Source organism: Novosphingobium sp. BL-S-19, from assembly GCF_055521675.1.
Window position 1 is genome coordinate 1336546 of sequence record NZ_CM145497.1, and the last position, 23207, is coordinate 1359752.

At 65.6% G+C, this 23207-nt stretch carries 18 protein-coding genes; 7 read left to right on the forward strand and 11 right to left on the reverse strand.

Annotated features, from left to right (window positions below):
* Nucleotide 1: 1 nt before the first annotated feature.
* Nucleotides 2–1900: an FAD-binding monooxygenase gene (locus tag ACZ1JV_RS05770; RefSeq protein WP_465148731.1), complete on the reverse strand. Its 1899-nt coding sequence runs from the start codon at nucleotides 1898–1900 to the stop codon at nucleotides 2–4.
* 194 nt (nucleotides 1901–2094) lie between these two features.
* Between ACZ1JV_RS05770 and ACZ1JV_RS05775 the strand changes: the two genes are divergently transcribed.
* Nucleotides 2095–2748 carry a DsbA family oxidoreductase gene (locus ACZ1JV_RS05775; RefSeq protein ID WP_465148732.1) on the forward strand — a complete coding sequence of 218 codons (654 nt, stop codon included), beginning with the start codon at nucleotides 2095–2097 and terminating at the stop codon, nucleotides 2746–2748.
* A gap of 5 nt (nucleotides 2749–2753) precedes the next feature.
* Here ACZ1JV_RS05775 and ACZ1JV_RS05780 read toward each other — a convergent pair whose 3' ends face one another.
* The 5 genes from ACZ1JV_RS05780 to ACZ1JV_RS05800 form a co-directional block, all read right to left on the reverse strand.
* On the reverse strand, nucleotides 2754–3866 hold the full coding sequence (locus ACZ1JV_RS05780) for an acyltransferase family protein (protein WP_465148733.1): 1113 nt from the start codon (nucleotides 3864–3866) through the stop codon (nucleotides 2754–2756).
* A 12-nt stretch (nucleotides 3867–3878) separates the two neighbouring features.
* Nucleotides 3879–5003, reverse strand: a complete 1125-nt coding sequence (locus tag ACZ1JV_RS05785; RefSeq protein ID WP_465148734.1) for a glycosyltransferase — start codon at nucleotides 5001–5003, stop codon at nucleotides 3879–3881.
* Nucleotides 5004–5017: 14 nt separating this feature from the next.
* Nucleotides 5018–6340, reverse strand: a complete 1323-nt coding sequence (locus tag ACZ1JV_RS05790) for a glycosyltransferase family 4 protein (RefSeq protein WP_465148735.1) — start codon at nucleotides 6338–6340, stop codon at nucleotides 5018–5020.
* Nucleotides 6341–6351: 11 nt separating this feature from the next.
* Nucleotides 6352–7599, reverse strand: a complete 1248-nt coding sequence (locus ACZ1JV_RS05795) for a DegT/DnrJ/EryC1/StrS family aminotransferase (RefSeq protein ID WP_465148736.1) — start codon at nucleotides 7597–7599, stop codon at nucleotides 6352–6354.
* Nucleotides 7600–7734: 135 nt separating this feature from the next.
* On the reverse strand, nucleotides 7735–8877 hold the full coding sequence (locus ACZ1JV_RS05800) for a cell wall hydrolase (RefSeq protein WP_465148737.1): 1143 nt from the start codon (nucleotides 8875–8877) through the stop codon (nucleotides 7735–7737).
* 188 nt (nucleotides 8878–9065) lie between these two features.
* On the opposite strand from ACZ1JV_RS05800, the gene ACZ1JV_RS05805 reads away from it, so the two are divergent.
* Nucleotides 9066–10415: a glycosyltransferase gene (locus tag ACZ1JV_RS05805; protein WP_465148738.1), complete on the forward strand. Its 1350-nt coding sequence runs from the start codon at nucleotides 9066–9068 to the stop codon at nucleotides 10413–10415.
* Between the two features lie 37 nt (nucleotides 10416–10452).
* On the opposite strand, the gene ACZ1JV_RS05810 is transcribed toward ACZ1JV_RS05805, so the two are convergent.
* Genes ACZ1JV_RS05810 through ACZ1JV_RS05825 form a run of 4 tightly spaced genes read right to left on the reverse strand, consistent with a single transcriptional unit; the run spans nucleotide 10453 to nucleotide 14729 of the window.
* On the reverse strand, nucleotides 10453–11337 hold the full coding sequence (locus ACZ1JV_RS05810) for a CpsD/CapB family tyrosine-protein kinase (RefSeq protein WP_465148739.1): 885 nt from the start codon (nucleotides 11335–11337) through the stop codon (nucleotides 10453–10455).
* Nucleotides 11334–12902, reverse strand: coding sequence for a GumC family protein (locus tag ACZ1JV_RS05815; protein WP_465148740.1), 1569 nt, complete (start codon nucleotides 12900–12902; stop codon nucleotides 11334–11336). The genes ACZ1JV_RS05810 and ACZ1JV_RS05815 overlap by 4 nt, the downstream gene beginning before the upstream one ends.
* A gap of 8 nt (nucleotides 12903–12910) precedes the next feature.
* Nucleotides 12911–14158 carry a hypothetical protein gene (locus tag ACZ1JV_RS05820; RefSeq protein WP_465148741.1) on the reverse strand — a complete coding sequence of 416 codons (1248 nt, stop codon included), beginning with the start codon at nucleotides 14156–14158 and terminating at the stop codon, nucleotides 12911–12913.
* Complete coding sequence (locus ACZ1JV_RS05825; RefSeq protein WP_465148742.1) at nucleotides 14139–14729, reverse strand: polysaccharide biosynthesis/export family protein; 591 nt, start codon at nucleotides 14727–14729, stop codon at nucleotides 14139–14141. The genes ACZ1JV_RS05820 and ACZ1JV_RS05825 overlap by 20 nt, the downstream gene beginning before the upstream one ends.
* A 474-nt stretch (nucleotides 14730–15203) precedes the next feature.
* Here ACZ1JV_RS05825 and ACZ1JV_RS05830 point away from each other — a divergent pair, with 474 nt between their 5' ends.
* The 3 genes from ACZ1JV_RS05830 to ACZ1JV_RS05840 all read left to right on the forward strand — a co-directional run bounded on the left by ACZ1JV_RS05830 (nucleotide 15204) and on the right by ACZ1JV_RS05840 (nucleotide 19302).
* Entirely contained in the window at nucleotides 15204–16127 is a 924-nt protein-coding gene (locus ACZ1JV_RS05830; protein ID WP_465148743.1) for a WecB/TagA/CpsF family glycosyltransferase, read from the forward strand.
* A 149-nt stretch (nucleotides 16128–16276) separates the two neighbouring features.
* Entirely contained in the window at nucleotides 16277–17680 is a 1404-nt protein-coding gene (locus ACZ1JV_RS05835; protein ID WP_465148744.1) for a hypothetical protein, read from the forward strand.
* A 2-nt stretch (nucleotides 17681–17682) separates the two neighbouring features.
* Nucleotides 17683–19302, forward strand: a complete 1620-nt coding sequence (locus ACZ1JV_RS05840; protein ID WP_465148745.1) for an O-antigen ligase family protein — start codon at nucleotides 17683–17685, stop codon at nucleotides 19300–19302.
* 28 nt (nucleotides 19303–19330) lie between these two features.
* Here the strand turns inward: ACZ1JV_RS05840 and ACZ1JV_RS05845 are convergent, their stop codons facing one another.
* Nucleotides 19331–20707, reverse strand: a complete 1377-nt coding sequence (locus ACZ1JV_RS05845; protein ID WP_465148746.1) for an oligosaccharide flippase family protein — start codon at nucleotides 20705–20707, stop codon at nucleotides 19331–19333.
* A 282-nt stretch (nucleotides 20708–20989) separates the two neighbouring features.
* Between ACZ1JV_RS05845 and ACZ1JV_RS05850 the strand changes: the two genes are divergently transcribed.
* Both ACZ1JV_RS05850 and ACZ1JV_RS05855 read left to right on the forward strand, forming a co-directional pair.
* Entirely contained in the window at nucleotides 20990–22165 is a 1176-nt protein-coding gene (locus tag ACZ1JV_RS05850; protein WP_465148747.1) for a glycosyltransferase family 2 protein, read from the forward strand.
* A complete protein-coding gene (locus ACZ1JV_RS05855; protein ID WP_465148748.1) occupies nucleotides 22162–23094 on the forward strand; it encodes a glycosyltransferase family 2 protein in 933 nt (310 codons plus the stop codon). Before ACZ1JV_RS05850 ends, ACZ1JV_RS05855 begins: the two co-directional genes overlap by 4 nt.
* The last annotated feature ends 113 nt before the right edge of the window (nucleotides 23095–23207 follow it).

Sequence of the window (23207 nt, forward strand, 5' to 3'; positions counted from 1 at the left end):
ATCAGGACTGCGGCATCAGGATTCCGGCGAAGTAGGCCGCCAGTTCGGCATGGGCGCCGAGCGGCAGGACCTGCCCGATGTACTGATCCGGACGGACGACGACCATGCAACCCCGATCGCGATCGATGCCGCGCATGTCGAAGATGTCGCCTGCCTGTGCATCGGCGCAGAACGCCTTTTCGTAATCGCGCAGGCCGAAAGCGCCCTTGCGCGGCCAGAGCAGGCCGGGAAGTTCGTCCATCGAAAGCGACTGGTGCGATTGCTGGAACACCGCGCGCACATCGATCGCGGAATCGATATCCGCTCCGGCGGCGCTATGGCGCGCGACGGGGGAGGCGGCATCGCCTTCAAGGAAGCGGCAGAGCGTTTCGATCTGCGATCCGGCGGCAAGCCCGTCCTTGCCCGCGAAGAGGTAGATGCGCCAGCGGCCATCCGCCTCTGCCACATGGCCCAGATGCATCGGCTTGGCATCGGCAAGGCGCACCACCGGGGCGGAGTGGAAACGCATGCCCACCGTGAAACCCCGGGCAAGCCCCTGATGCTCCGCCCCGCCGGTGAGGGCAGAGGGGCGATACTGGGTCGCCGTGCCGGCAGTGAAACGGCCCTGTTTTACGAAATAGCGTTGGAAGGCGGCGGGATCGACGCCGTCCTCGTCTTCCGCCGTCTTCGGCTTGGCGCTGAACATCGCGGCGAATTCGCGGTCGAAATCGATCAGTTCCTTGGCGATGGCCTGACGCTCCGCCGAATAGCTGTGGAGCAGCGCGGGCTCTGCCTGTCCCTGTAGCACGGCCGCCAGCTTCCAGCCGAGGTTGAAGGTATCCTGCATCGATACGTTCATGCCCTGGCCGGCCTTGGGGCTGTGCGTGTGGCAGGCGTCACCGGCGATGAACACGCGGGGCAGGCGGTCTGCTTCGTCGCTGAAGGGCACATCGTCGAACTTGTCGCACAGACGCTGGCCGATTTCGTAGACCGACCACCAGGCAACCTGTTTCACATCGAGGACGTAGGGCTGCAGAATGCGGCCCGCAGCGGCGACAAGCTGCTCGACGGAGATGTTCTTCGCGGAAACCCGCTCATCCTTGCCTAGCTTGTCCAGCTCTATGTAGAGCCGGACCAGATAACCGCCCTCACGCGGGATGATGAGGATATTGCCCTCGTTCGCGGAGTGGATCGCGCTCTTCAGGCGAATGTCCGGGAAATCGCTGTAGGCCAGCACATCCATGACGCCCCAGGCCTGATTGGCGGATTCGCCGCTCAGTTCGCGGCCAATGGCCTTGCGGACCTGGCTACGCGCGCCGTCGCAGCCGACGACATAGCGCGCGCGCACCGTTTCGGTTGCAGCGTCGCTTTCCGCGCCGACTGGGCGAAGGCGAACCGTGACGGGTTCCTGCGGGTCTTCGGGAACCGTCAGGTCGACGATTTCCATGCCATAGTCCGGCACCAGCCGACTGGGCGAATTGCGCATGGATTCGAGGTAGAAGTCATGCACGCGGGCCTGATTGAGGATCACGTGCGGGAATTCGGAAAGCCCTTCCTCGGTATCGCGGATGCGGCCGTGGCGGGCGATCTTGCCGGCTTCGGCATCGTCCGGCTTCCAGAAGGTCGTCTCGTTGACCCAGTATGCCTCACGCGAAACGCGGTCCGCGAAGCCGAAGGCATTGAACATTTCCATCGTGCGGCAGGCAATGCCGTCCGCCTGGCCGAGTTCCAGCGGCCCCGCGTTGCGTTCGACGATGCGCGTGCGGATCGCCGGGAAGCGGGCAAGCTGGGCGGCGAGCGTGAGGCCGGCAGGGCCGCAGCCGACGATCAGCACATCGACATCGGCGTCGCTGCCGGTCTGCGGGGCGGCCGGGTGGACATCCGGGTCGCCGGTGTGGAATCCGTTCAGGTGAAATTGCATGCCTGCATCCTCTGCGTGCGGCGGCCTCGATGGGGGGAGGGCTGCCTTTGATACAATATAAGTAGTATACTACGTAAATCGTGAGGTCAACGCGATCAGGACTGTGCCGGTTTCCCAATCGCTTCCGCTGAGCTTATGCTGGCCATCCCGGATTCGTCCGCCCCCCAGAACAGTCCCGACAGGAACATGACACCATGCCCCACCACCTGAAGATCGACTTCGTTTCGGACGTCGTATGCCCGTGGTGCGTGATCGGGTTGGGCGGTCTTGAACAGGCGCTGCAATCGCTGGAAGGCGTGGTGGAGGCGGAAATCCATTTCCAGCCCTTCGAACTCAATCCCGATATGGGGCCGGAAGGGCAGGATATCGGCGAACACATCGCGCAGAAGTACGGCTCCACGCCCGAACAGTCGGCCGCCAATCGTGAGATGATCCGCAAGCGCGCTGCCGACGTAGGCTTCACCATGACGATGGCGCCGGGTTCGCGTATCTACAACACGTTCGATGCCCATCGCCTGCTGCATTGGGCGGCTGAAACCGGCGGCCAGCGCGCGCTGAAGATGGCGCTTTTCGAAGCCTATTTCACACGCGGGGAAAACGTTTCCAGCCGCGATGTGCTGATCGACGTGGTCGGCCGGGCCGGGCTTGACCGGACGCGGGCGGCGGAAGTGCTGTCAGGCGGGGAATTCGCCGAAGAGGTTCGCCGCGACGAGGATCTGTGGCGCTCGCGCGGGATCAGCAGCGTGCCGGCGGTGATCGTGAACGACCGCTACCTCATTTCCGGCGGCCAGCCGGCGGAACATTTCGAACAGGCCCTGCGCCAGATCGCGCAGTCCGCGGCGGCCTGATCGGATCACACCTCCAGGCTGGAAAACCGGCGGGGAAACAGCATCCGCTCCCGCCCGCGCAGCCATCGGTCGACCGGCCGGTCGAACCCGCGATAGGTCGCGATAGCGGCGGCCAGCGTAACCAGCAGCATTGCCGCTGCCAGTGCCACGTCGCCAACGGCGCTTTGCCCGGCCCAGCGCGCCATGAAGATGACCATTGGCCGATGGATCAGATAGAGCGCGAAGGATGCCTCCCCCAGCAGCTGCAGGCGTGGATCGCGCAGCAGGCGTGACAGCGCGCCCTGGCCGTGGGCGTAGACCAGCACCAGCGCGGCCATTGGCGGTACGAACACCAGTTGATAGCGAAACACCAACGGCACCCGGAACACCTCGACTGCGACCATCACGGCCGGCACCAGCAGGGTGAGCAGGATTTCCGCTTTGCTGCCGGCCCAGGAACCGCCGAAGCCGTTTTGCCACGCCCGGTAAAGCAGGACGCCCGCCACGAATTCCACCAGCCGGGTTACCGGGAAAACGTAGAACAGCCAGTCGACATAGGGTGAATAGCCGCCGACCCACTGCGCGGCGAAAGCGGCGCCGGCTGCGATCACGGCGATGCCCGCCACGAAGGCACGGGCCAGGACCTTTCGGTCCAGCTTCAACAGCAGGGGAAACAGGGCATAGAAAAACAGTTCGTCGGACAGACTCCAGGACGGTCCATTCATGGAATAGTGGACCAGCGGATCGGGCGACCAACTGTGCAGCAGCCCCAGATTGAGCACGATCGTCCGCATCGGCGGCGGGTCTCCGCGCCAGACCAGATAGGCCAGCACCGCCAGAGCGACCACGATGTGCAGGGGAAATATCCGCGCTGCCCGCCGGTAGAGGTAAACCCCAACCGGTACGTCTCCGGCTGCCAGCGCGCGCTCGTAGGCGTGGGTGAGAATGAAGCCGGAAAGGATGAAGAAAAACGTCACCCCACAGGCGCCTTGCCGCAGGAAGAGGTCATAGCCGGCGCGCAGCACGGGGCTGCGGCTCTGTTCAAGGAACACCAGATGCGAAAGCAGCACCAGCAGTGCTGCGAAGAAGCGCAGCGATGTCAGTTGTGCCAGTCGCTTGTGGCCCTCCACCACCTGCATGGAAAGTCCCTTTCAAACCGCCGGCGTCAGCAATTCGAGATAGCGGCTGGCAGAGGCGCGGGTGGTGAATTGCTCCAGCCAGGATTTCGGCACCGGGGCCGGGCGTTTGCGCAGCGTATCCAGCATCGCGGTGGCCAGTTCGTCGGCATCCTCCACTTTGACCAGCCGACCGAACCTGCCGTTGTCCAGGGCTTCGGCCGGCCCCGAGGGGCAGTCCGTCGCGATCACCGGGGTGCCAAGTGCCATCGCCTCTATCACGACGTTGGCCAGGCTCTCGAACCGGGAAGAGAGCACGAAAAGGCTGGCCTTGGCGGTATAGGCATGGGGGTTGGGCGCGAAGCCGGGCAGCGCGACATCGTCCGACAGGCCAAGATCCTCAACCAGCCTTGCCAGCATCTCGCGCTCCGTGCCGTCGCCCAGGATCATCAGGCGGCAGCGCATCTGCCGGCGGACTTTGGCGAAAGCGGTGATCAGGGTGCCGAAATCCTTCTGGTGCTCCAGCCGGCCGACGCCGATCACGATGGGCACGTCGGGATCGTGGAACCAGGGATGGTCCACCGGCGCCTGTCCGGATGCGATCAGGCCATCACTGACGATGGGATTGTAGATGCAGTTGATGGATTTCGGATCGATCCGGATCACCTTTGCCAGATCCTGCGCGGTTCCTTTCGACACTGCGACGATCGTGTCGGCCAAGGGATAGAACAGGTGCGCCAGCCGGAAGAACCAGTAACGCGATTGCCAGGGCTTGGCCGCGTCCAGATCCACCGAAGGGAAGCAGTGTTCCGTCAGCATCAGGTTGAAGCGGAAACCGGCGATCCAGCGCACCATGATCGCGCAGATATTGGGAAAGCCGAAACCGGTGCACATCACCGCGCGCGGCCGCGTGCGGCGCAGATAGGTACGCAGCTTGACGATCCGCGCCAGCGCGCCCTTCGCATCCAGCACGACGTAGGGGACATCCTTGGGGATCAGGTCGCGGAAGGGGGACCAGGGATTGTCCATGTCCACCACGATCACCGGCTTGAGGCCGCGCGCCAGGAATTCCTCGGCCAAGTTGAAGACCACCCGGTCCACTCCGCCGTTGTACAGCTGCCGGGCATAGAATACGATGTCCGGATTGTCGGTCTTTTCCATGGCGCGCCTTCTGCTCATGTTGCCGGTTGGGGTGAGGGTGCCTGGCGCGGCCGCGAAACGCCTTGCAGGATTTCTGCGACGGTGCGCGCCTTTACGGCCCAGTCATGGCCTTCGCGTTCAAGATGATGGCGCCCCGCGCGGCCAAGATCGCGGCGCAGGTCTGGCGAGGTGGCAAGGTGCCGCATCGCCGCCGTCAACCCTTCCACGAAGTCCGCCTGCGACGATGGCGGCACCAGGATCGCGCAGTCGCGGCTGGCATATTGCGCGGCGCCGCCCCAGTCCGTGGCGATTACCGGCACGCCGATCGCCATCGCCTCCATCATCGCGATGCCGCCGCATTCGCGCAGCGATGGCGAGACGAAGGCGCCGGCATCGTGCAGCAGTTCGATATAGCGTTCCAGCGGTACACGGCCGTGGAGGACGACGTTTCGGCCGATGCCTTCGTCCTCGATCAACCGTTCGATTTCCCCGAACAGTTCGCCGTCACCGACAAGGTCCAGCCGCACGTTGCCCGCGCGTGCCAGCGGCGCGAAAGCCTTCACCAGCAGCGAGATGCCCTTCCAATCGACGAAGCGGCCGCAGAAGATGAAGGACATCGGCCCGCGCAGCGCCGGGTCGGAACTGCGCGGCTGCCACCGGCCCAGATCGACGGCGCTTTCCATCACTTCACGCACTTCGCCGGTGGTGTGGATGGGGAGCGCGGCCCGCGTGCGTTTGTTGGCGACCAGCAACATGGCGGCTTTGCGCTTGCCGGGGATCAGCCGGTGCAGCAGTCCGGTGGCGCTGCGCGATCCGGAGATCGCCAGCCGCACCAGCGGTCCATCCATCCGGCGAAAGGCCGGGGGCAGGTCCATTCCGCCGCTCATCGGCCCGATCACCACCGGCGCGCCCAGGTTGTACATCGAACTCACTGCCTTCACGGCGATGGGGGCGGGCTGGAACACCACGTCCACCGCGCCGGCCGCCACGTGGTCGCGCGCCAGCCCGCGCATACGCATCTGCGTCAGAAGCTGGATCAGCTGGTTGAACACAAGGTCCGCCACGCGGTGCGGGAACAGGCCGCCGACCCGGTGCAGCGCTTTCTGCAGCGCGCTGTCCTTGACGAAGGTGAAGCGCGCGAAAGTCGCTGCGTCCAGTTCGGCCTTCAGCTGTTCGCGCACGCGTTCGTGGCAGATGACGCGAACCTCATGCCCTTGGGCCAGGAAATGCGTGAGGTAGTAATAGGGAAGAATGGTCTCTCCGCTGAGGTTGCGGGAGACGTTTTCCGCGACCATCAGGATGTTGAGCATGGCATGGCCACTATCCGGAAAGTCGGAAGAGGTCGGCATGGCTGTCATGGCACGCGCCCTCAGGGCCGTTCACCGTTGCGGGCGCTGAAATCGGCGATGATGCCGATCGCGTTCTCGACATGGCGCGGGGCCAGATCGGGATAGAGCGGCAGGCACAGGATGCTTTTCGCAAAGCGGCGGGCCACCGGCATATGCGCGCTGGCCGAAGGCAGGTCGCGATAGACCGGATGATCGCAGACCAGCGGCCAGAAATAGGGCCGCGCATGGATCCCCGCGGCCAGCAGGCGCGCGCAAAGTTCGTCCCGTCGCGCGGCCAAGCGTCCGTCGAGCAAAAGCGGATAATAGGAGTGGTTGCGCTGCCAGTCGGCCTCCGGCTGAAACAGCGCGATGCCATCGATCGTTCGCAGACCAGCCGTATACAGCCCGGCGATGTGGGCGCGGCGGGCGATCACCTCGTCCGCGTATTTCAGCTGGAGCAGGCCGAACGCTGCCTGAAATTCGCTCATCTTGGCATTGGTGCCGATCGCGTCGACCGAATAGGCATCGGAAAAGCCGAAGTTGCGCAGCCGCGCGATGCGCGCCTTGGTGGCGGCATCGGCGCAGACGACGGCACCGCCTTCAAAGGTGTTGAACACCTTGGTCGCATGAAAGCTGAGGCAGGCCGCATCCCCGGCGCGCAGCAGGCTTTCGCCGCCGCGGCGCACGTTGAAGGCGTGCGCGGCGTCATAGACCACCTTCAGACCATGGGCCTTCGCGATCTGGGCGATGCGATCGGTGCGGCACGGGTGGCCGAAGCAGTGGACCGGCAGGATCGCGCTGGTGCGCCCGGTAATCGCGCGCTCCACCCTCTCGGGGTCTAGGTTCCCCGTCTTCGGGTCGATATCCACGAATACGGGCTGCAGATTGCGCGATTTCAACGCATGGGCGGTGGCCACGAAAGTGAAGGGCGTGGTGATGACCTCACCTGTCAGATCCAGCGCCTGCAGCGTCAGTTCCAGCGCGCTGGTGCCGTTCGACGTCAGCGCCACGTGCTCCACGCCCAGATAGGCGGCCAGCTCTTCCTCGAACTGCTGGTGATAGGGGCCGGCATTGGTCAGCCAGCGATTGGCCCAGATGCCCTCCAGATAGGGCAGGAATTCGTCCAGCGGCGGCAGGAACGGCCGGGTGACCGGCGCATCGTCCAGATCGATCGGCGGCGCGCGGCGCTTCTGTTTGGGCCGGGGCGCACGGGCGACGGTGGGTGGTTCGACAAGCGTGTAGTCCTCGCTCGCAGGGCGCTCGTCACTCGTGCTTCGATGCAATTCCATTGCCGCCCCCAACCATGAACGGAACATGGGGCAAGAGTATCGTGGGGCAAGAAGCCGGGGCAGTCTGCAATGCCAGTACAGATTTTCAAGGGGAGGGTTCTTTCGAGCGGATGCCCGCTCCTTCAACTGACCCCTTCAACTGGCCCGGCGCAGGCATTCCGCGGTGTTTACCCGGGGAAACTCCGCACAATTCCACCGCGCCAAGGCACTGCCCTGACCGTTGGCATGCCGTACGAAAGTGAACGATATGGCATCCACCGCACTTCCCGGAAGCGGCAATGCGGTGGCGCGGCGGGCCGGGTCCGTCCAACCGACGAAGCGGCAATCGGCCAGTCCGGCGCATTGCTGCTCTGCCAGACGCACGAAGCTGTCCGGATTTGCCCCGAGGGGAAGCGAGACGAGGAAGACGCCCTGCTCCTGCAGCGTGGGCGGCAACGGGGGCGTGGCCGGAGAAGCGTCGGCGGGGGCGCCGGAAATCGCCGCCAGATCTTGCCGGCCGGGATCGTCGCCGGAGGCGGGGGCGTGGGCGGGGGACAACTGCGCCAGCCGCGCGATCTGCGGCTCGCCGCCGGCATAGCGGCGGGTGAACGCAGCCGGCGAGCCCGTGGCGCCGCGCCAGCGGAAGAACAAGTGAGTCTTGACGATCGCCAGCTTGTCCATCGTGCGGTCCCACGGCGGGCTCACCCAATCGGTATGGTAATGGGTGGCCTGGCCCACGGTGGCCTCAACGCGGCCCAGCAGCATTTCCGCCGCCGTGCGACGCGCCTGTTGCCATGCCGCTGGGCTCGGCCTGCGGCGAACCAGCGAACCGTCGCAACTGAACGTGAACTGGCATCCGGTCTGCCGCTCCGCGCCTTCGAACACGACGCCGCAGATCGAGGATGGAAATGCGGAATGGCGCACGCGGTTCAGCACCACTTGCGCCACCGCGCGCTGGTCGGCCGGATCGCCCCCCGCCTCATAGAAGTCGGCGGCGGCAAGGCAGTCCAGCGCCCGTGCACGGTCGGCAAAGGAAGCGTCGAGATGGAACGGCTGGGCCGCGATCAACGCACCGCGCGCCAAGGGAGTGGCGGCATTGAAGGCACGGGCCAGTCGGGCCTGATCGTCCGTGCTCGACTGTGGGCGATAGGGGATACCCGGCGCGATCGCCGGCGTGACAGAAGGCGTAGCTGGCCTCATCGCCAGCCGCGCCGCAGGGGCGCCCGCGCCGGGGCCGAACAGGATCGCCGCGCCCAATAACAATGCGCCGTGCCATCCGCGATGACGTGGTGCCGCCACGGCAAGCCTCCCGTTGATCACGCAAAAGTTCGCATGGCGCGCGCGCGGGCGCATCCGGGCCTTGAGGTTCCTACAGTCCACTGGGTTAAGTTCATTGGCCCAAGCGCCCCAGCCAAAGTCCGGAGGTCAAAACGCATTGGAAGAATTCGCAATGACGTCCGGGCGGCGGCTCGATCATAGTGGCCGCCATGACCGAAATTGCAGGCACTCCCGAAGCCGCGCTGACATGGCATTCCACGTCCGCGCTCGTGCGCGAGGATGCCGTGCACGCAAGGCGGCCGCGCGGCGCCGGGAAAACGTTGGCGACGGAACAGCCGGCGGAAGCGGATACCCGGCTTCGGGTCGCCTATCTCACCAATGTCTATCCCAAGGTCAGCCACAGCTTCATTCGCACGGAGATCGCGGCTCTGGAACGGCAGGGCCTTGCCGTCAGCCGGTATACCGTGCGCCGATCGGACCAGCCGCTTCCCGGCGCGCAGGATCGGGAAGAGGCGGCCAGGACGGTGGGCCTGCTGGATCACGGCATGGCGCTGGCCGGCGCGGCGGCGGCCTGCTTCGTGACGCGGCCGCAGGCGGCGTGGCGCGCGCTGCGGCTTTCGTGGCAAGTCTGCGGGTCCGGCAATCGGCATCGTGCCGCGGCCTATTTTGCAGAGGCTGCACTGCTGGCGCGCCGACTGGAACGAGAGGGGATCCGGCATCTCCACGTCCATTTCGGCACCAATCCGGCGATGGTGGCGCGGCTTGCCGCGCGGCTCGCGCCGATAAGCTACAGCTTCACGGTTCACGGGCCGGATGAGTTCGATGCGCCGCAGGCGCTGGACCTACCCGGCAAGATTGCCGATGCCGCTTTCGTGGCCGGAGTCTCCAGCTTCGGACGCGGCCAGTTGATGCGGTGGTCCGATCCAGCGCACTGGAGCAGGATCCACGTGATCCGCTGCGCACCAGACCCAGTGTTCCTTGCCGATGGCGCCACTGTTGCCGGTGAGGGCAAGGCCACCCGGTTCCTCTGCGTGGCGCGATTGAGCGCCCAGAAGGGCCTGCCCCTGCTGATAGAGGCCATGGCGCGCATTGTCGGGCAGCGGTCGATCGCGCTGGATGTGATCGGCGACGGGGAGGACCGGGCCGCTATCGAAAGTCAGATAGAGCGTTTGGGCCTGCAGGGCAGGGTCAGATTGCTGGGCTGGGCCGGACCGGACGAAATTCGCCGCGCGTTGGCGCGATCGCATGTCTTCGTGCTGCCCAGCTTTGCCGAAGGCCTGCCTGTCGTGTTGATGGAGGCGATGGCATTGTGCCGCCCGGTGATCGCCACGGCCATCGCCGGTATTCCCGAACTGGTCGACGATGCGGTGGGCTGGCTGGTGCCTTCCGGATCCGTGGAAGGGATCGCCGCGGCGCTGGTCGCAGCATCCGATGCACCGCCGGAAGCGCGACGGACAATGGGCGAGCGCGGGCGGCAGCGCGTCCTCGAACGCCACGATCCCGATCGCATCGCGGCGGATCTGGCAGCCTTGCTGAAGCCTTTGGCAATGCGTTCCTGATCAGGGGCTGCCAGTCATCCTCATCTTCTCGGCTGCGCTAATCCAGAGAGGCGGAGCCGGGCTCATCGCGATAGTAGTGGTAGCCATAGGTGTTCTGGCTGCGCGGCCGGGTGATCGAATTGTTGAGGATCGATCCGATGATCGGCGTCGGGTTCAGGGCGTTGATGACCTCTACGATGTCACCCTTGCGACTGCGCGCTTCCTCAACGACAAGCAGCACGCCGTCGATCCCGCGTGAGATCAGCACCAGATCGTCGCTGACCAGAGCCGGCGGGGTATCGAGGATGCAGATCGGCCCACTCGCGTCGGCGCGGAACTGCCGCAGGATCTGTGCCAACAATGGGGATGCCAGCAGCGGTTCCGCATTGACGCGGGCCCGACGGACGCGGTGGACGGTGAGGTCGAAACCTTCGACCGGCACGGCCGTGTCGGCCCATTCCGCTTCTCCGGACAGGTAATCGTCCACCCCCATCCTGTCGGTGGGCAGGCCGAACCGGGTGCCCAATTGCGGTTGACGCAGGTCCAGTTCGACCAGCACGGTCGGATGGATACGGCTCAGCGTCGCGGCAAGGTTCGCGGCGATATGGGTCTTGCCATTGCCGGCCTGGGCAGAGGTGATAGCGAAGACGCGTTGGTGCGTGGCGACGGTATGGTGCAGCAGCGCCGCGCGCAGCATGAAGAATGGATGCACATCCTCGTTCATGGAACCGAAGCCGACGATATGGTTGTCGGCCAGCACCGCAGGATCGAGAATCCACGGTGCCGGAGCGAGCGCAGGAGCCGCAGCGGCTGCCGGCGTCGCCGAGGTTTCGGCGATCGGCGCGACGCCGGCCGATTTCGGCTTCGCCCGCGATCGGGTTTTCGTCTTCGCGCCGGATACGGCGTTCGAGAGGGGTGAGGTGATGCCGGTATCGGCTTTCATCGGGCTACTCCTGCGGTATCCGGCTTGGCCGCAGCGCCCGCTGCGGGGCTTCCACCGGACAGGGCGCTGCGCCATTGCTCGGGAAGGCGGCCCGCCAGCCAGCCGGGAAACCGCCGGTTCCGCAGCCACTGCGTCAAGCCGTTCAGTAGGGGGCTCAGCCGGCCGGCCTGTCGCCGCCCCGGCACCACGCCCAAGGTGGGAATCTGCGTTGTCCGTGCCAGCGTCTGCTCGCCGTGGATCGTGCCATTCGCGAATTCGTAGACGAAGATCAGGCAAAGCCCCAGACCGGCACCGCCGACCACGCCCATCATGAGCAGCAACAGCGGTTTGGCGCCAAGGGGCTCCAGCGGCAGGCTAGGCTGATCCACGACGGTGAAACGCTCCCCTTTATCCTCGGTCTGCAGGTTGGCGGCGACTTGCGCGTCCAGCTGCTTTTCGCGGAGCGAATCGTACTGGCGCTTGATGTTGTCGTACTCGCGCTCGATCATGTTCAGCTCATAGGCCGCCTCCGGCGCCTGCGCGGCGCGGCGGTCCATTTCGGCCATCGTGCGCACCAGTTCGGATCGGCGGCTGGCCAAGACGTCGATACGGTTGCGACCGGAGGCAATCTCGGTCTGCACCAAGGTGGATTGCGGGATCGGATTGGCGTTGACCAGCGCTCTTTGGCGTTCGACTTCGGCCTTGGCGGCGATCACGTCCGGAAAGGTGTCCGAATGGGTGGACTGAAGCTGCGCCAGCCGGATTTCGGCGGTGCGCAGGCCTTCGGTGCCCGGGGGCGGGCCTTGCGCCAGATCCTGCTGCCGCGACGCCAGCATCCCGTTCTGCTGAATGATGCCCTGCGTTTCTGAATCGGTGCGCGAGATTTCCGCCCGCAGCGCCGAACTGGATTGCGAACTGAGCGCCACGTCGCTGGGCAGCGCCCCGGCATAGCGCGCCTCCACATCGCGGCGCTTGTCTTCCAGCGCGCTCAACTGGCGGCGCAGCTCTTCCGAGCGATGCTCAAGGAAAGAGGCGGTGCCGGTCGCCTGCTCGGTGCGGAAACGCTTGTCTTCCACCAGGAACATCCGCGTCAATTGCTCGGTCACGGCCTGCGCCTTGTGCGGATCGGGGTACTTGTAGGACAGGGTGAAGGCGATCGTGCTGCCGCCGTTGTGCCCCTGGTTGGCGGCGACAAGGTCCACACCGATATTGGCGCGCATGATCTCCATCAGCGTCGGTGCATCCACTTTCGCGCGTTCGGCGGGATAGAGGTCGTTGGCGCGGATCAGCCCGGCCAGGCTGTCGCGGCTGACGATCTGCTGCCGGATCTTGGCAATCCGCTCGTCCGCGATGTCGGTCAGTGGGGACGCGACCAGCGACGTGGGAATCTGCGGGGAATCGATCAGCAGCGTGGCTGCCGACTGATAGACCGGCTTGCGCATCGCGATGGCCACGCATGCCGCCAGCAGTCCCAGTATCAGTGGCGCGATCAGCCAGCGCCATCGGCGCTGCAGCATGGCCAGAATCTCGCGGGGGTAGATGCCGAGCCCGTCGGGATCGGTCTTGGGCAGGACTGGAGGCTTCATCGACAGCGTCATTGGCGCGGCACCCCGATTGCAATGCCGATCTGGAACTGGGCGGAATCCACCGCCCGACCGGTCAGGTCCGTTCGGCGGTAATATTCGGGCCCGGCGAACAGCGAGACTTGCCCGTTGAGCCGGTAATCGTAGCGCAAGGCCAGCCGCATCGTGTCGATGTCGTTGCTGGGCGCGGGCTGGGGCGATCGCCGGTAGTCGGCGCTGCCGGTCAGCGTGCCGCGTTCGCTCGTCCGCCAGTTCAGCGTGGCGCCCACGGCCGTTTCTCTTTGGATGCCGCCATAGGAACTGATCACCGGCTGGATCGAGGCCGTAACGCATACCGAGACACGCCCCGGGTCATGGCAGAGCAGGGCATCGCCCGCGAACTGCACGCCGCCGCTCCGCCGCTCGCCAAGATCGTTGAGTTGCGAGGTGCGGGTGATGCCCAGTCCGACCCGCGCGCGCCAGCCATGGCCCATCCGCCGTTCCGCGGTAAGCTGGGCGGTCCAGGCATGAGGGTCGCCGCCCGCGCTTGAGCCGGAACCGGAACCGGAACCGGAACGCGACCATGTCATCGTGGCAACCGCGCCCAGCGTGGTAACCGGATCGATCTGCCGCTGTGCATTCAGCGTCAGAGCAAGGGCAGAAGTCGATTGAAGCAAGGTAGAGCCGCGCGGGTCCAGCCGGGTCCAGCCCAGCGTGCCGCTGACTGTCGAAAGCGCGTCGCTGTGCCAGGTGACTGTCTGCGCCAACTGGTAATTGTCCTGGAGGCTGAGCGGATCCACGGCGGAATCGATGCTGCTTTCCTGCGCGGTGGTCGGCAGCACGCGCTCGTAGGATGCCTCGCTCAGGAACGTCAGATATTCGTTATGCCGGTGATTCAGGGCCATGGCGGCGCGCCCGGTCAGGAAGTTGCCGTATCTGCTACTGTACTGCCGAAATGCCACCCCGCCATCTGCGTCGAGGTCGGTGCCGGGCGCCAGTTGCCAGTCCGCATGTCCCTTCGCGGCAAGGGCGATGGCCGCGGTAACGGCATCGTCATCGTCATCGTCCACCAGGAACGGATTTCGGGCGGCCAGCGCGGTCACATCCACCTCGAAAGGCGCTTGATAGGATGGGAGCGGCGCCGGCTGGGACTGGGCGGCGGCGGAACCGGGGAGGAGCACCGCGACGGCCAGCGCGAGGGCGGGAATGGCGATGGCGGCATCTGCGGCAGAGCCCTGGATCGGTTCATGCTTGCGCCCCTCACGGAATGACGAGGACATCGCCGCTCGAGAGTGTCGGCAGGGGCTTGTCGAGACCACCGGCCTCCAGCGCGCGCTTCCCCTTGAGAAGCTTGTTGAGCGCAACCGGCTCGACCACTTCGCCATGCGGGGTCTGACGCAGGATCACCGCGTTCTTCACGTCGGCAAAGTCCGACGTGCCGCCAGCCATGCTGAGGGCCTGCAAGATGTTCGGAGAGGTGCCGCTGGTGAAGCTGCCGGGGGAGCGGACTTTGCCGACCACATAGAAACGCATCCCCGTCGCCTCCCTCACCGAAACGGTGACGTCGGGCACGGTGCCGCGATAATTGAGGGAAATGCGCTCGCGAATTTCGCTGGAGATGTCGGATACGTTGCGGCCGCTGGCACGGATGGTTCCGGCCAGCGGGAAAGCGAATGTGCCGTCCGGCTGGACCAGCACCGCGCGTTGCATGCGATCCTCGCCCCAGACGAAAACGTCCAGTTCGTCGCCCGCGTTCACGGTGTAGCGCGGACCGGCCAGTCCGGTGAGCGGCGGGGGGACGGCGGCGCCCATCGCGGCCGCATCGGCCACTGTGCCTGCCTGCTGGGCCATGATGGGGGGGGCAATGCACGAGGCTGCAAGGAACGGTACGATCAACGCGATCCGGGCCGTTCTTCCCGATCTCTGGCCCAGCCGGTGCCGAACAGGCTGCCGGTACGGAAACGGGTCGCTTGCATCGCGCACTTGAGCCTCCCTGATGCAGAACCGGTTCAAGAGCCGCGAAAGCCTGTCCCCGATCCTGCCGGAAAGCATAACGATTTGGGAAAAACGGTGAAATCGTTCGAAGAAGGTGCCGTCTTCCCCCCTCGGAGAAATCGCAAGGAGCCTGCGATATACCTGCCGTCCGGATGGAAAAGCGGCGTGTGGATGGGAGCGGCGGCGGTCCCCGATCCACGGATTTGGTCCCGATTTTTGTGGAGGACTTCTCCGAAGCAATTTCCTGTAGGCGCTATGCGGTGCGCAGTTGGGCGAGCAGATCGTGCGGCGCGCGCGCGGCATAGTGCGCGTGGGAGGTCGAGCGCGACCATGTACAGCATGCAGCAGGACTTCGAGGCACCCGTCATTCCAGCGTTGGGGCCAGCGTTGGGGCCGGTATTGGGCCCGAAGTTGGGCCCGAAGCTCAGCATTACCCCGCTACCGGCACCGACTGCACGCGATGCGGTGGAATTCCTCGAACTGGCCTTCACTCCGATCGACATGGAAACCGCGCTGGATGCGATTGTGCGGCGGGCGCCCTCGGCACCCTTCACGTATGTGGTGACGCCCAATGTCGATCATGTCGTGCGCCTGCAATATCGGCGTTCCGACTTGTGGCCCGCCTATCGCGGCGCGTGGATGACGCTGTGCGACAGCCGCATCCTGGCGCGGCTGGCGCGTACGGTGGGCCGGGACCTTCCGGTCGTGCCGGGCAGCGACCTGACCGCCGCCCTGTTCGAACGCGGGATCGCGGCGGATGGGTCGGTGGCGATCCTGGGCGGCAGCAGCGCCAAAGTGGAGGAAATCACGCGGCGCTTCGGCCTGACGGACGTGCGCCATTACAATCCGCCGATGGGTTTCGTGCGCGATCCGCGCGAACTGGCGCGGGCGGTCCGCTTCCTGGTGGAAGCCAAGGCCCGGTACAGCTTTTTGGCCGTGGGATCGCCCCAGCAGGAGATCGTCGCGCGGCGCGTCGCCAAGGCCCGGGGCGCAAGCGGCATCGGATTCTGCGTGGGGGCCAGCCTTGAATTCCTGACCGGCGAACAACAACGCGCGCCCGTGGTGATCCAGCACATGGCGCTCGAATGGCTCTATCGGCTCTGTTCCGATCCCCACCGGCTGTGGCGGCGCTATCTGGTGGAAGGGCCGCAGATCTTCAGCATCCATCGGGCATGGCGCCGCAACGCCTCCCCGATGGCGGCCAGCGTCATGCAGATGCCGGTCAAGGGCATCGCCGGAGGAAACCCGTCCTGAAACGTCGGATCCTGTTTTCATCGGCGCTTGTGGTTGCCGTCGCCGGGGCCGCGCTGTCGATGCACCTCTGCGCGGCAGAGCGCGAAACTGTCCGGGCTAGCGCACCCGCTGCGGCGCCGGAGCCGGCGCCGCAGCGGGGAAGGCGGCCGATGGTGCTGGGCGTCAATCTCTATGGCCTGCAGACGTTCATTCGCCAGCCGGTCTTCGCCAATCTGCTGGCACAGGCCGAATGGATGTCCTCGCGCGGGTCAAGCTGGACCCTGTTGCCCGCAGAACAGATCGACGCATCGGGATGGGTGCGTTTCCTCCGGCCCGACGAGACGGCGCCGCATATGTTGATGCTGCCGGCCGCTCCTTTCCGCCCGATCACGGTGCGCTGCAGCTTTGCGGGCAAGGGCGAACTGGGTGCGGGCGGGGCGGCCAGAATTACCGCGCGCGACGCGCAGGGCATGACCATGGCGCTTGCCCCCACGGGCAATGAGGAAGAGGTGGCGTGGATCGAATTGCTCCGCACCGATCCGGACGATCCCATCCGCAACATTGACTGTCGCAAGGAGGGTGTGTCCCCGAAGGCCAGGTTCGATCCGGAATTCCTCTCGTTCCTTTCCGGTTTCAAGGTCATCCGTTTTCTGGACTGGCAGCCTGTCAACGGCAACCCGGAAGTCGACTGGGCGACACGGCCCAAACCGTCGTCCGCATCGCAGGCGGGACCGGCAGGCGCTTCCATCGAGGATATGGTGGACCTGGCCAATCGGGTCGGGGCCGACCCATGGTTCGTGATGCCTTACAATGCCGATGCTGAATACTTGCGCAATTTCGCGCGGCTGGTGCATGGCCGGCTCGATCCCGGCCGCACCGTCTACGTGGAATTCGGTAATGAGGTGTGGAACGGCATGTTCGAGGCCACCCACCAGGCGGAGCGGGAGGGGATGGCGCTGGGCCTTGGCCAGGGCAATCCGTTCGCCGCGCGGGCCGAGCGTTATTCCGAACGCATGGTGGAAACGATGAAGATCTGGTCGGCCGTCTATGCCGACCGGCCGCAGGCGTTGGTACGCGTCTGTTCGGCCCAGAACGGCAATCCGGACATGGTGCGCATCGAGCTGAGCCATCGCGACGCCGCCCGATGGGTCGATGCGGTGGCCGCGGCGCCCTACATCGGTTTCGATCTTGCCGGGTTCGCCGCTACCCCGCAGGATGTAGACCGGATCTTCGCGGGCCTGCCCAATGCGATCGACCATGCTTACGCACTGGCTGACGCCAATCGGGCAGTCGCCGCGCAATTCGGCAAGCGCTTCGTGACATACGAAGGCGGTCAGCACCTCGTGACCGACGATCTGGCGCTGGCCCGCGCCGTCCAGCGCGATCCGCGCATGCGCGCGATCTATGCCCGCTACATCGAAGGCTGGCAGCAGCGCTTCGGGGACACCTTGATGCTCTATGCCGCCACCGCGCCGATTGCCGGCTTCGGTTCGTGGGGGCTGCGCGAATATGCCGGGCAGCCGGTGGCCGATGCGCCGAAACTGGCGGCCGTGCGCCGCTTTTTGCGAGAATAGAGATGATCGAAGCGCGATCCGGCCCCGCCAGGCCGGGCGAACTGAACCTCCGGCCATTGCTGGCCTGCGTGGCAGCGCTGGCGGTACCGGGGCTTGTCGCGGGCGTCTGGGTTTCCAGCCACATGGCCGTCTATGCGGCGCTGGTCGGCATGTCCGGCGTCGCCCTTTTCGTATGCTCGCTGCGACGTGAGTTTCGGCAGGACATGATGATCCGTGCGATGCTCGGCGCCCTGCTGGCGCCGATCGTCGCCTGGACCCTGCCGAACCTTTTGTTGCTGTTTTTCGTCATGTGCTTCTGGGTTCCGGTGATGGCGGGCCGGCGGGACCGGATCGCCGGCGTCTACCTGTTCTGCCTCCTGCTGCTACCGGGGCTGGACGTTCCCATCGAGATCGGTCAGCTGAAACTGATCCCCTTCGGCGTGCAGGATGCGTTGGCGCTGGGCAGCGTCATTGCGATCGCCCGCAATCCGGTTCGCCACCCCGGAAGGTTCGTGGCAGACCGCTGGGTGCTGGCGCTGATCGTGTTGTTCACGCTGGCTTTCGGACGCGATACGAGCGCCACCAACATGCTGCGCACCGGCTGCAGCGTGGTGCTGCACCTGGGCTTTCCGTACTACGTACTGAGCCGGGGCATTGCGAACGCGGCGGAGCTTCGCACGACGATCCGCTGGTTCGCCTGCGGCGGGATGGCGCTGGCCTCTTTCATGATTTTCGAAGCGGCGCGGGCCTGGAGCCTCTACAACGAACTTTACGAGCATTACGGCGTGCCGAGCATGTTCTACCTGAAGGTGCGCGGCGGCATCGTGCGCGCGGCGGGGCCATTCATGGAATCGACCTCGGCCGCGCTGGTGCTGGCGGTGTGCATGGCAGGGCTGTGGTTGCTCCGGGACGATTTCCGATCGCGCCTGCGGCATTACCTGCTTCTGGCCATACTGTTCCTGGGCACGTCGGTGCCGCGATCGCGCGGGGCCTGGATGGGCGTAGTGATCGGCTGGCTGTTGATCGACATCTATCGCCGCGATTACGCCTCGTTGACAAGGCGGTGCATGGTGATTGCGGTGCTGGCCGCGATTGTTCTGGTACTGGCCGGCCTTTCATCGACCTTTGCGAATGCGGTGGGGTTTTCCGCCGGATCGGCGGACACTGCCGAATATCGCAAGATGCTGTTCCAACGCGGCACGGCGCAGATCATGCTGCGTCCCTTCACGGGATACTCGATGGGCCAGCTGGACATCGTCCTGGGGGACTTGCGCCAGGGAGAGGGGATTATCGACTACGTGAACAGCTTTATCTGGGTGGCGCTGGTATCGGGCATCGGCGGGCTGGCGCTGTTCGTCGGCAGTTTCGCGGCCCCGATGTTCCAAGCCTGGACACGTTGCCGGAACTGGACCGTGGGGCAGGGGCGCGATGCCGGCGCGTTCGTGTTCGCCTCGCTGGCGATGCTGATCGTGATGTTCGCCTTCACTTCGTTCGGTGCGCGCCCGGCCAGCATCACTTTCGCCCTTTTTGGTTTCGGCTGCGCGCTGCGCGGTATCGAGATACGCAGCCGGACGGCGCGTGAAATCGAACCGCTGCGCGCATCCCTCGCGCATGTCGCGCCGGAAGCCGTTCTCGCGCGTTGAAGGTTTTCAAAATGCCGAGGGCGGCGCATCAGCCCAGCAGGCGGATGACGACCACGTCGACCAGCAGCCCTGCCGCCATGCCCAGCGGGGCGACCATCAGGATCAAAAGTTCCTGCCGAAGATCCAGCAGATCGAATGTGCTCAGCCGTTGCCAGCGCAGCAGCAGCGCGGGCACTTCCATCAGGCCCACCGCCACGATCAGCCCGAACGCGCCATAAGTCAGAAAGCCGATGCCGCCGGCGACGACCAGCCAGACCAGCTTGGCCGTATTCGCCTCAAGAAACGCGCGCGCGTTGCCCACGGCAGTAAGCGTTTCGTGCGCCGCATAGGACGATAGAGCCAGCAGCGAGGATATGCCCAGGATCTGCAGGTAGACGGCCGCCTCCGCATAGCGCGCGGTGTACAGGAACCGCACGATGGCGGGCGCGGCGCCGATGATGCCGCCGCTGGCGAAGACGTAGAGCAAGGCAGGCAGTCGCCGCCGGGCATAGAACCGGGCCTTCAGATCCGCCTGCCCTTCGCGCCACATTTGCGCATAGGCCGGATAGAGCACGCGCGTGTTATAGGCGGCCGCGAAGCCAAGCGGTGCGGAGGCGAGGTTGCCGGCCAGCACGTAGAAGCCGAAATCGTCCAGCGGCATGATCTTGGCCAGAACCAGTTTGTCGCATTGCGAGATGATCAGGAAGATGATGCTGGAACCCGTGACGTAACGGGCAAAGGACCACAGTTCGCGCAGGGTTTCACCGTCCAGGCGCAACTTGCGGAAGGCATTGTCGAACGCGGCATAGCTCAGGACCATCCTGAACGCGCCGTTCGTCAGCATTCCGACCAGGATCGCCCAGTAACTGCGCCAGAAATAGGCGAGCACGGCGCTCACCGCGATCTGCACCACTTGTGCGGCAATATCGATGATCGACAGCTTGAGCACCATACGCTGGCGCAGCGCGGTCAGCAGGGAGGTGGACGAAAGTCCGTCGAACAGGAACGTCAGGCTGGAGGCGGCGATTACCGGCGTCAGTTCCGGCTTTTCCAATAGCATCGCCAGAGGCTGGGCCAAGGCGACCAGTGTCAGCCCCAGGAAGATCGATCGCACCAGGGCGGCCGTCCACACGGTATCCAGGAAGCGCGGATCATCCCCGTCCTTGTGGCGCACCACGAAGGGCTGAAACCCCAGGTCCGTTGCCAGCGTGACGGTGAACTGGATCGATCCGATGATCCCGGAAATGCCGAAAACCTCCGGCACCAGCAGCCTTGTCAGGATCATCCCGCTGACGGCGCGCAGCAGGTTGTTCAGAATGACGGATACGACCACCACATTGGTATCGCGCAGGACCAGCGTCCGGACGCGCGATATCAGCGATGGCTTTGGCGGCGAGCCGGCTTCCGCAGTATTGGGAAACGGCATCAGGCGGCGACCCGGGGGCACTCTTCGCCTGGTGAGCCTGCTTCGAAGGGCACGCGCAACTCTCCGTCCGAACCTCGTGCGAAAACTCTATGGGTCGCCATGGCGGCTGTCGATCATGAGAACTTCCAAGGGAGTTTCAGGTCTGCCGCGGCCCATTCATTGCGATCTATTCTGAAGCATACGGTGCTGCGCGGGGGGTGCCCCGTGCGCAGGCCGTGGCGGCAAGCTGGGAGGCGGTGCGACGATGGCTGTTGCGGAAATGGGCTGGATCCTTCTGAAGCGATGATCCTTGCGCTTGCCTGGATACTTGCCGTTCCGGTGGCCTTGCCGGCCCTGGTGCTTGCGCTGGAATGCGCGGTAGGTGCGGGGCGCTCCGCGCAGGGCCACCGGTCGGAGGAAGCGGATAGCCGCCCTTGCATCGTGCTCATGCCCGCGCATGACGAGGCGAGCGGGATCGCCGCCGTGGTTGCAGAGGTGCTGGCGCAACTGCGCACGCAGGACGAACTGGTGGTGGTGGCGGACAATTGCACCGACGATAGCGCCGCCATTGCCCGCTCGCTGGGGGCGACGGTTATCGAGCGGGTGGATCCGGCGCGGCGCGGCAAGGGACATGCGCTGGAATTCGGCCGCGCTTTCATCGATAGCCAGCGGGCAGGGCATGCATTCGCGACCGTCATCGTCATCGACGCCGATTGTCTGCCGCTACCGGGCGCTATTCCCGCGCTGGCGGCAGCATCGGTGCACCGCAATGCGGTTGTGCAGGGTGCGTATCTGATGACGCCGCCGGCCGATGCGGAAGCGGTAGTGCGCGTGTCCTGCCTTGCCTTCCTGATCAAGAATCTGGTCCGCCAACTGGCGCTGGATCGATTGGCCGGCGCGGCCCTGTTGCAGGGATCCGGTATGGCCTTCCCGCGCGCGGTCTTTGCCGGGATGCGCTGGTCCGCCGCCTCGCTGGTGGAAGACCTGGACATGGGCATGGACTTGTTGCTTGCCGGCCGGCACGTGCGGTTCGCAGGCTCGGCCGGATTTGTCAGCGCCGCCAGCTCCGCAAGAGGCACCGCCGGGCAGCGCCGCCGCTGGGAACATGGCATGCTCCAGAGCGCCATCCGTTTCGCACCGCGCCTGATCGTGGCGGGGCTTTCCGGGCGTCCCCGCCTTGCCTTCGTCGCGCTGGATCTGCTGGTGCCGCCCACCGTGCTGCTGGTCGCGGTACTTGGCGGCGCTGTAGGGCTTTCGCTGGCGGCTGTGGGCCTTGCCGGCCCGACCCTGCTGCTGCTGAGTGCCGCACTGGCGCTGACCATCGCCCTTGCGGCCGCTTGGTGGCGGCATGGCCGCGCGGTTCTGCCGGCCGCCAGCCTGGCCCGGATACCGGGCTACATTCTGTGGAAGCTGCCGCTGCTGGTGCAATTCGTAACCCGGCGTGAGCGCAACTGGATAAGGACGGAGCGGGGGCCATGATCGGTGGGACGCACGACGAGGTCGGTTTCGTCATTATCGGCCGTAATGAGGGGGACCGGCTGGCACTGGCCATCGCCAGCGTGCAGCGCCAGGCCACCCGCGCGGTCTATGTCGATTCCGGATCGGTCGACGGCAGCGTGAGGCGGGCCGCAGGCCAAGGCTTGCCGGTAGTGGAACTTGATCCCGCAACTCCCTTCACGGCTGCCCGCGCGCGCAATGCCGGGCTGGACTGGCTGGTACGCCGATATCCGGACCTGGAGTTCGTTCACTTCATCGATGGCGATTGCGAACTGGTACCCGGGTGGCTGGACCATGCGCTGGCCGCGCTGCGCGGCGATGGCGATCTTGCCGCCGTATGCGGCCGCAGGCGGGAACGCGATCCCCACGCCAGCCCCTACAACCAGCTTTGCGACAATGAGTGGAACACGCCGGTCGGGCTCGTATCGACGTGCGGCGGAGATGCGCTGTTCCGCGTTGCGCCGCTGCGTGCGGTGGGCGGATATCGGGAGGATCTGATCGCCGGGGAGGAGCCCGAACTGTGCTGCCGCATCCGCCGCAACGGGTGGAAGATCAGGCGGCTCGATGCCGAAATGACGATCCACGACGCGGCGATGATGCGCTTTTCGCAGTGGTGGCAGCGCAATCGCCGCAGCGGCTATGCGATGGCGGAAGGGTTGGTGCTGCGGGGCGCATACGATCCCCGGTTGCGGCACAAAGTGATCAGCAATCTGATCTGGGCCCTGCCGCCCATGTGGCTTCTCTGGCCGGTGTTGTGGACGCGGGTGTGCCTGCGCAGCGGCCCGCTGGACGCCAGCTTCATCACCCTGGGCAAGCTGCCGCACCTTCAGGGTCAGTCCGATTATTGGTGGCGCCGCCGCCGCGCCAAGGCAGAGCGGCCCCGCACCACGGGGTTGATCGAATACAAGTGACCGTGCCTTGCCGGTCCAATCGCTAACGGCGCCAATCGTCAACCTGGCGGCGGATTCCGCGCCCATTTCATCTTGGCCGATGCCGCCGCCAATTTGGCCTGCGGGTACCCCCA

Excerpts from the sequence above, each read along its gene's own strand:
- ACZ1JV_RS05850 (WP_465148747.1), top strand. The coding sequence starts at position 20,990 with ATGATCCTTGCGCTTGCCTGGATACTTGCCGTTCCGGTGGCCTTGCCG.
- ACZ1JV_RS05785 (WP_465148734.1), bottom strand. The coding sequence starts at position 5,003 with ATGGAAAAGACCGACAATCCGGACATCGTATTCTATGCCCGGCAGCTG.
- ACZ1JV_RS05840 (WP_465148745.1), top strand. The coding sequence starts at position 17,683 with ATGATCGAAGCGCGATCCGGCCCCGCCAGGCCGGGCGAACTGAACCTC.
- ACZ1JV_RS05780 (WP_465148733.1), bottom strand. The coding sequence starts at position 3,866 with ATGCAGGTGGTGGAGGGCCACAAGCGACTGGCACAACTGACATCGCTG.
- ACZ1JV_RS05790 (WP_465148735.1), bottom strand. The coding sequence starts at position 6,340 with ATGACAGCCATGCCGACCTCTTCCGACTTTCCGGATAGTGGCCATGCC.
- ACZ1JV_RS05795 (WP_465148736.1), bottom strand. The coding sequence starts at position 7,599 with ATGGAATTGCATCGAAGCACGAGTGACGAGCGCCCTGCGAGCGAGGAC.
- ACZ1JV_RS05820 (WP_465148741.1), bottom strand. The coding sequence starts at position 14,158 with ATGTCCTCGTCATTCCGTGAGGGGCGCAAGCATGAACCGATCCAGGGC.
- ACZ1JV_RS05770 (WP_465148731.1), bottom strand. The coding sequence starts at position 1,900 with ATGCAATTTCACCTGAACGGATTCCACACCGGCGACCCGGATGTCCAC.
- ACZ1JV_RS05825 (WP_465148742.1), bottom strand. The coding sequence starts at position 14,729 with ATGGCCCAGCAGGCAGGCACAGTGGCCGATGCGGCCGCGATGGGCGCC.
- ACZ1JV_RS05830 (WP_465148743.1), top strand. The coding sequence starts at position 15,204 with ATGTACAGCATGCAGCAGGACTTCGAGGCACCCGTCATTCCAGCGTTG.
- ACZ1JV_RS05845 (WP_465148746.1), bottom strand. The coding sequence starts at position 20,707 with ATGCCGTTTCCCAATACTGCGGAAGCCGGCTCGCCGCCAAAGCCATCG.
- ACZ1JV_RS05775 (WP_465148732.1), top strand. The coding sequence starts at position 2,095 with ATGCCCCACCACCTGAAGATCGACTTCGTTTCGGACGTCGTATGCCCG.
- ACZ1JV_RS05815 (WP_465148740.1), bottom strand. The coding sequence starts at position 12,902 with ATGAAGCCTCCAGTCCTGCCCAAGACCGATCCCGACGGGCTCGGCATC.
- ACZ1JV_RS05805 (WP_465148738.1), top strand. The coding sequence starts at position 9,066 with ATGACCGAAATTGCAGGCACTCCCGAAGCCGCGCTGACATGGCATTCC.
- ACZ1JV_RS05835 (WP_465148744.1), top strand. The coding sequence starts at position 16,277 with ATGGTGCTGGGCGTCAATCTCTATGGCCTGCAGACGTTCATTCGCCAG.
- ACZ1JV_RS05810 (WP_465148739.1), bottom strand. The coding sequence starts at position 11,337 with ATGAAAGCCGATACCGGCATCACCTCACCCCTCTCGAACGCCGTATCC.
- ACZ1JV_RS05855 (WP_465148748.1), top strand. The coding sequence starts at position 22,162 with ATGATCGGTGGGACGCACGACGAGGTCGGTTTCGTCATTATCGGCCGT.